The organism is Sphaerochaeta sp. UBA5836, from assembly GCF_002432845.1.
Classification (GTDB): domain Bacteria; phylum Spirochaetota; class Spirochaetia; order Sphaerochaetales; family Sphaerochaetaceae; genus Sphaerochaeta.
In genome coordinates this window covers 1-5,275 of record NZ_DJGW01000013.1, presented here as the reverse complement: position 1 = coordinate 5,275, position 5,275 = coordinate 1, and the positions used below count along the sequence as shown (strand labels likewise).

The following is a 5,275-nucleotide window of genomic DNA, read 5'->3' as shown; positions in this document are numbered from 1 at the left end:
GCACCCTGAACATTGCTTGACACTCATCAATAAAAGGTGGAGTATAGGGGCGGTATTGTTCGAATTCAAGTAAGGAAGTATCAAGGTGCGTAGCGATATAATCAACGAGGTATTGTCGGTTGAGGATAGAGCGCAGAAGATCATAAGAGACGCCGAACGTACAGCAAGAGACTATATCACCGACGCCCAGACCCAAGCCAATGAACTTGTTCGATCCTCAATCAAGCAGGAACGGGAGCGTTGTAATGCCCTGCTGCAGCAAGCTGAAGCTGATGCCGCTTTGAGACTCTCTGAATTTGAGGCAGGTTTGCAACGTGTTGAGACGCTGCAAGCGGATGAACTTGATCGTATTGCCCGAGCCGTCGTCGAGAAGGTGTGCAAAACCGATCTAGAAAGTTATCTGGAACTGCAATGAGCAGGAACCCTGTATCCGTATATGGATTCATCAATGCCAAGCTTCGGGCAAAGATTGGCTTGATGCGTCAGGACCACCTCATAGAATCTCTTCTCAGGTCGGTCTCCCTTGTAGAGGCTGTAGGTGTTTTGCGGGACAGCCGATACCGTGAGGTAGCTCATGCCTATGACCAAACCGGTGATTTACAGCAGATGGAGTTGGTTCTCCTGCAACAAGAAATCGAGATGTATCGGGAAGTGCAAAAGTACCTGGAAGGCAGTCCTGCAACCTTCGTCCAGCACCTGTTGGGCAAGATTGAAATAGATAATCTGAAGAACGCCATCAGGCTTTGGTACAGCAGTATCATCAGACACCGCCCGATCAGGCATAGAAGCGGGTACCTGTTCAAAGAGGTCATCCTGCATCCAATCGATTGGACCGCCCTGATCAATGCAACCGGTTGGGATGCTGTACTGAACGCAGTCAAAGAAACCCCGTATTGGGATGTTTTGAAAACTTTTACAGGACAAGCCCTGGAGCAGGACGGATTGTTTGTGATGGAAAGTGAGCTTGACCGGCTTTGGTATGCATCCTTGATGCAAAGCTGCAAGGACTTGTCCAGACAGGATAGGGAAGTGGCCACTTCGATCTTCCTGTTGGAAATTGATCTGCGAAACCTTACCATCCTGGTTCGCCACGGTGGATATCACCACATGGATGCCGACAAGCTGAGAAAGTTGCTGCTTCCCTGGGGCAGTGTGTTTACAAGCTCCGAAACCCAAAAATTCCTTGCCCAAAAGAGCGAGGATCGGAACCCTCTCTCCATTATCAACCGGCATTTTCCGGGACTCGAAGAGACACAGGTGCAAAAGAATCGGTTGGGTATACATTCAGATGAGGCGAGTGTGCTGGAGAACCTCAAGATTGAGGGGTATTTGGCGACCCGACGACAGGCGCTCTACCAGAAAATGCTGGCAACCGATCCTTTCACAATCGGGCTCAGCTTGGCTTACTTCTTTCTATGCAAGGAAGAGACAGCTATGATCAGGGCGATTTTAAACGGAAAATATTACGGGTATGAAGAGGAATACATCAGGGGGGTGTTGGGATGAACTTGTTCACAAGGCCGATGAAATTGCTGACAGCCGTCGTACTGGAACAGACCAGTGAGGCGGTGGTTAAGGCACTGCTCGAGTTGGGTGTGCTTGATTTTGTCCATATCAACAAGCTTGACCCCCAACAGATGGAGAAGCTGTCAAGCCGACCCAGCTCTGTCAATAGGGCGAACCTGGAAGAGATGCGAAAGCGTGTCGAAGCCTTGCTGAAGCAAGGACACTTGGATGTTCCCACCAGTGAAGTGCTCGATGTCAAGAAATTGGAAAAGCCACAGCTTGAAGAGTACAAGCGAATCCTGGACGACCTTACCTCCGACCTGCTCTCCTTGAAGGAAAAGCAGAAGGAGAGCAACCAGCAGCTGATGGGCATCGAAGAGATGAGACGGTACATCGCCGAAGAAAAAGGTGAGTATCTGGATTTGCGGGTGGGGGAAATCACGCATGGTAAATCCGAAGACTTGAGTGGCAAGCTTGCAGTCTATGGTGGACTCTTGGATAGGGTTCCCGACAGCGAGAAATGGATATGCCTGACTCTTCGTCGCGATGTCTCGCAAGTCGATCCGCTGCTTGAGAAGTTCGGCTGGGTCGAATCCAGTGACGTGGAGTTGCAAAGAAAAGCCATCTCCTTGATAAAAGGCAGGCTGGAAGCTGAACATCAGAAGGCGCTGAAGAGCAGGACAGAGGTCGAACAAGCTGTCGATGCGGTGGTGAAACAACAGCAAAGTCAGCTGTTTGCCATTTGGTCGAATCTGCGTCTCAATGAATTATGTGACCAGATTCGTTCCTACTTTGCCTATACAAGAAATACCACCTTGTTTTCGGGGTGGGTTCCCTCAGACCAGGCTGACCAGGTCAGGTCTGCAATTATGGAGGCCAGTGAAGGGCAGTGCGTCATCGAATGGACGAATGCCACCGAGGTGCCCCGCCAGGAAGTGCCTGTTGCCATCGCATCACCCAAAGCGCTCAAACCCTTCCAGAATATCGTCAACAACTACAGCACGCCCGAGTATGGTACGGTAAACCCCACAATTTTTGTCATGATTGCCTACCTGTCGATGTTCGGCCTGATGTTTGCCGATGTAGGCCAAGGGTTTGTGCTCTTGCTTGTGGGCTTGCTCGGCTCACGCTCGTACAAGAAAAATCCTCTCAAGCCGGATGGGATGCTCAGCCGCAACGTTACATCGCTGTTGGTCTATCTCGGACTTTCCTCCATGGTCTTCGGGGTGCTGTTCGGTTCGTACTTTGGATTGGGCCTTTTCCCTGCGCTCTGGTTCAACTATGAAGCTGCAGTTGCCGGACATGCTGAAGGATCGCTGATACACGATGTGTATGGGATTTTGGGCATCACCATCAAGTTCGGCATCATCATCATCTATACCGGCCTTGTTCTCAACTGGGTCAACCTTATTCGCAAACGCTCCTATTTGACTCTTTTCTTGGACAAGAACGGTTTGGTTGGTGGCTTGCTGTTCGCAGTGGGTCTGTATATGGGCTTCGGTTTTGTAGAAAACGGGTATCGAGAGTTCCCCCAAACAAGCTGGGTCGCTCCGGTGGTGACCGTTTGTCTGATTCTGCTCTTCGCCCGTGGCTTTCTCTCGTATTTCCTCTCGGTTCGAAAGGGAGGACCGAAACACGAACCGGGCAAGCTCATCCTCGATTCCGTCATGGAATGGCTGGTTGATGTACTGGAAATCTTTACCGGGTATATGTCCAACACCCTCTCCTTCATGCGGGTAGCCGGTTTGGGCATCGCACACGCATCGCTGATGGAGTCTTTCAAAATGCTTTCGTCCCTGGTTGATGGGTTTGGCGGGATTGCCATCTTCATCCTCGGCAATGTCCTGGTGATTGTGTTGGAAGGCTTGAGTGCAGGCATTCAGTCACTCCGTTTGAACTATTATGAATTCTTCTCAAGGTATTTTACCGGCAAGGGGATTGCGTATGAGCCGGTGGGGCTCAACTCAGTTTCTTCCGAGAAGAGATAGAGATTTTTTTTAGGAGGGTCACAGTATGACCAACATCGAATTTAGAAGAAAAGTATCGATGACCTTCGTTGCAACAGCTCTTGTGTTGCTTGCATCCGCCTTTGTTTTCGCCCCCGGTGCCTATGCTGCAACAACTGAAGCTGCGCAGGACGGTGATTACAACCTTGCCCTGGTTTGCTTCAGTGCTGCTCTTGCTTTTGCAGTTGGAGCTCTTGCAGCAGGCATGGCAATCGGAAAGGTAGGCAGCGCTGCAATGGGAGCAATCAGTGAAAGGCCGGAAATAGCAAGCCAGGCATTGATTTTCATCGCCCTTGCCGAAGGTTTGGTGGTATTCGGTTTCATCACCAGCCTGATGATTCTCGGAAAGGTATAATGCATGAAATATTTTGTCATCGGTGACGAAGATACCGTCTTGGGATTCTCCCTCGTCGGTGTCTTCGGCATGCAGGCGACAACAGCACAGCAGGCTATGCAAGCTTGGGACAAGGCACTGGAAAATCCGGAACATGGCATTATCATCATAACGGATGAGGTTGCTGATTTAATCCGTCCCGTAGTCAACCGGTACCTTTTTAGTGAAACGTTCCCGCTTGTGGTGGAGATTCCGTCTCCAAACTCCAAGCAGGGGCCTCCGGATTTGCGTGCCCTGGTCAACCAAGCGATCGGGGTCTCGTTATAGGAAGATAGTATGGAAACAACCGACAGTCGCCTGCTTACCGGTATTCTTGAGCAAGCCGACCAGGCTGCCAAAAAGAAGTTGCAGGAAGCAAAGGAACAGGCATCGGCCATTCTCAAAGATGCTGAAAAGCGAGCTGAGTCAGAAAAGGAAGCAGAGCGGCGGGCCCTCGAGCACAAGTTGAGGCAGATAGAGCTTCGTCTCCAGGCAAACATGACCAGTGCAAAGCGCAAGGCCGTTCTTCGCCAAGGGGATGACCGGTATCAAGAAGTGCTTTCCAGGGTGCTCTCGATGCTTGATGCCAAAACCATTGCTCCCTACCTTCCCCAGTGGATTGCTGAAGCAGCCTTGGGCCTGGACCTGAAGGAAGCAAAGGTTGCGTACAGCAACCAGTGTCCTGTAACTGAAGCGCAGCTTGAGACTGCAGCTGAAATTATCAAGAAAGTTACCGGCAGCAGCATTATCTTGCATCTCGAGAGTAAACCCATTCGCGGTCTTGGGGTTGTTGTCTCTTCGTTGGACGGCATGGTTTCGTTCAACAATCAGGTCGAGATCCGTCTCAGACGACTTGACCGCGTAGTTAGGGCTATGATTCAGGAACATACATGAAAGAGAGAATTATTGGACGCGTCAAACGAGTAAACGGACCGATTCTCATTGTCAAGGATATCAAGGATGCCATGATGATGGAATTGGTGCGAATCGGCGAGCAGCAATTGGTCGGAGAAGTGGTCAAACTCTATGATGGGTTGGCGACGGTTCAGGTCTATGAGGATGCCACCGGTATTTGCCCGGGCGACAATGTCTATGGAAGCGGTATGAGCTTGTCCGTCGAGCTTGCACCCGGACTTATTGGAACCATCTATGACGGGATACAGCGCCCCTTGGAACAGCTGATGGCAGCCAGTGGAGCCTTCATCTCCCGCGGCTTGACTTTCGATGCTGTCAGTCATCAAAAGCGTTGGAACTTTACTCCTTCAATCGAGGCAGGCGCCACCGTTACGGCGGGACAGATTCTTGGCACAGTCCAGGAGACCAGCAGGATCGAGCATAGGATTCTTGTTCCTGTGCACATCAAGAGCGCAGTGGTCAGTGAAATTGTCGA

Annotated in this window: 6 protein-coding genes and 1 pseudogene; all 7 read left to right on the top strand. The window is 50.8% G+C overall.

The window, feature by feature from the left end; genetic code table 11:
• The first annotated feature begins 85 nt into the window (after positions 1 to 85).
• Positions 86 to 415 (top strand): hypothetical protein, encoded by a 330-nt coding sequence (locus B3F49_RS00965; RefSeq protein ID WP_293908589.1) that lies wholly within the window; start codon positions 86 to 88, stop codon positions 413 to 415.
• The gene (locus B3F49_RS00960; protein WP_293895892.1) at positions 412 to 1,506 is read left to right on the top strand and encodes a V0D/AC39 family V-type ATPase subunit; all 1,095 of its coding nucleotides are present in this window, start codon (positions 412 to 414) and stop codon (positions 1,504 to 1,506) included. The genes B3F49_RS00965 and B3F49_RS00960 overlap by 4 nt, the downstream gene beginning before the upstream one ends.
• Entirely contained in the window at positions 1,503 to 3,494 is a 1,992-nt protein-coding gene (locus tag B3F49_RS00955) for a V-type ATP synthase subunit I (RefSeq protein ID WP_293895895.1), read from the top strand. The genes B3F49_RS00960 and B3F49_RS00955 overlap by 4 nt, the downstream gene beginning before the upstream one ends.
• A 25-nt stretch (positions 3,495 to 3,519) precedes the next feature.
• On the top strand, positions 3,520 to 3,867 hold the full coding sequence (locus B3F49_RS00950) for an ATP synthase subunit C (RefSeq protein WP_293895898.1): 348 nt from the start codon (positions 3,520 to 3,522) through the stop codon (positions 3,865 to 3,867).
• A gap of 3 nt (positions 3,868 to 3,870) precedes the next feature.
• Positions 3,871 to 4,173: a V-type ATP synthase subunit F gene (locus B3F49_RS00945; RefSeq protein WP_293895901.1), complete on the top strand. Its 303-nt coding sequence runs from the start codon at positions 3,871 to 3,873 to the stop codon at positions 4,171 to 4,173.
• A gap of 9 nt (positions 4,174 to 4,182) precedes the next feature.
• Positions 4,183 to 4,779 (top strand): V-type ATP synthase subunit E family protein, encoded by a 597-nt coding sequence (locus B3F49_RS00940; protein WP_293908588.1) that lies wholly within the window; start codon positions 4,183 to 4,185, stop codon positions 4,777 to 4,779.
• A pseudogene (locus B3F49_RS00935) lies at positions 4,776 to 5,275 on the top strand (V-type ATP synthase subunit A); the annotation flags it as partial. The gene B3F49_RS00940 and the pseudogene B3F49_RS00935, both read left to right, overlap by 4 nt.